This window comes from Nonomuraea fuscirosea, from assembly GCF_003001935.1.
Taxonomy (GTDB): Bacteria; Actinomycetota; Actinomycetes; order Streptosporangiales; family Streptosporangiaceae; genus Nonomuraea; species Nonomuraea fuscirosea.
On sequence record NZ_PVNG01000082.1, the window covers coordinates 1 to 1829 of the forward strand.

Here is a 1829-nt window from a genome sequence, read left to right on the forward strand (position 1 = left end):
AGGTGAATCTAGCCGTTCATCCAGACTCCAAGTCCCTGACCTGCGCGTTCAGGTCGCTACGACCTCCGGGAACCCCGAATTACGCGGAACGCGGGCTGGGATCAGGGCAGCGAGATGGGCCGCCACCACGAGTTCACCATCGCCGCCGACATGCCCGTCTACTTCTGCGACCCAGCCAGCCCCTGGCAGCGCGGGTCCAACGAAAACACCAGCGGCCTGCTACGCCAGTACTTCCCTGAAGGCACCGACCTGTCCGTCCACACCCGCCAGGACCCCAATGCCGTCGCCGCTGAACTCAACGCGAGACCGCGAAAGACGCTCAATTGGGACACGCCCGTTGAGCGTCTTGATGTGTTGCTCTCCGCTGGCGACTAGACCCACTCTGCTCCGGCCATCCGGAACTGCCGATGGCTGATGCCGTCCTAAGCATCCCGCGTGAGGAGTGAACCTGATGTGGCGTCCCGTTGGGTGGTGTATTTTGCGTGATCAAGTACCGCTAGATCACCCCACCCCGTTATTGATGACCTCCAATGCGGAAGGCCTTTCATTGATCCGGACCATTGCCGGGACGGCCCGCCCGCTCGCACTCCTCACGGCCTTGTCCTATGCGGCCGCCGTAGCCGTCCTCACGTGGCTGACCGTCGACGGTTATTTCGGCGATTCGATGTATGGGGGAGTGCTGATGCCGCTGCTGGCTTTCCCGTTCTTCCTGGTGGGCCTAACTGTCGATCAGTTGCTACTGTATCCGTCCTTGAGGAGGCCACGCACGTCTCCCTCGGCGGTGGCTGGGACTACGTGCGGATGGCCTGGCCAGGACTGGTCGAAGCCGTCGTCCTCGCGTTCCTGCTGGCAGGGCGCCGTAGGAGTATCTCAGGCCGTGTCCTGTGCTGGCTGCTTGCTGGCTGCGTCATCGTGAGCGGACTGGCGATCACGTTCGATGCATGGATCCCGCGCCGCACATTCGGTTGGGCATTCCTGGTATGCGGCCTCGGAATGATCATCGGTTTGCTCGGCGATATGATCAGGAGCGCAAGGGCAGACCAGGCCCCCGGATCCGCGGGGAATTCTGACTAGACTGCCTGGTTATGTCGTTTTCCACCCGCTTCCACACCGCGGCGATGTCGGCCGTGCGGGTGCGGCCTCAAGGCACGGCCCGACGGCGGTGGCGCCCAGTGCGACAATGATCCTGAGCTTACCGAACTCACGACCTGACAGCCGGACCACTCGCGGCCACAGGCCAGGGTCTTCTTTCTGCAAAGCGGCGCAAGACGCTCAGCGGGGTATTCCAGCCGAGCGTCTCGCTATGATTCTCGCTGCTAGTAGTTGATCACGGTGTTGCGACGACCCCTGAAATTCACCCCTCGGGGCCGGGGCGTTCAATTCTTCTTGCCATCGGCACCAGGGCGAGCAGGCCAAGTCCGAGCACCAAAAGTACCTCCAGCGAGACAATCACCCGTGTCTCCATTCTTGTCCATGTTGCGCTTGACGACATCCAGGGTCATCAAGGTCGCATACCTGCGTGAGCCGTCGCGGTATGTGAACGTCGCGTCCGCCTCGTCGGCATTGTCCGGCTCGTATACCTCCCATGCCGGGATCGTCATTTCGAACTCCGGATCCGTGATGCGATAGAAGGTCCCGTCGAAGGTGATCACCTGTTGTCCCTTCTGTAGCCGACGGCGCTGTCTCGGCGACAATGGTGGCGATCACTTGGACACCTACTGATTACAAGGTTCATGCAGGGGTCAGCAGCCACCGGGCGAAACTGCCCTCTTCGTCTAGCTGGGTGTACCAGCGCACTTTGAACGCGAACGTTGTGTACGTCGTCGTTA

Annotated in this window: 1 protein-coding gene and 1 pseudogene; one reads left to right on the forward strand and one right to left on the reverse strand. The window is 61.5% G+C overall.

Annotated features, from left to right (window positions below; all coding sequences use genetic code 11):
* Window positions 1–96: 96 nt before the first annotated feature.
* Window positions 97–375: pseudogene (locus B0I32_RS56170) on the forward strand (IS30 family transposase); the annotation flags it as partial.
* Window positions 376–1376: 1001 nt separating this feature from the next.
* On the opposite strand, the gene B0I32_RS57355 reads toward B0I32_RS56170, so the two are convergent.
* Window positions 1377–1652, reverse strand: coding sequence for a hypothetical protein (locus B0I32_RS57355; RefSeq protein WP_146178782.1), 276 nt, complete (start codon window positions 1650–1652; stop codon window positions 1377–1379).
* Window positions 1653–1829: the final 177 nt, after the last annotated feature.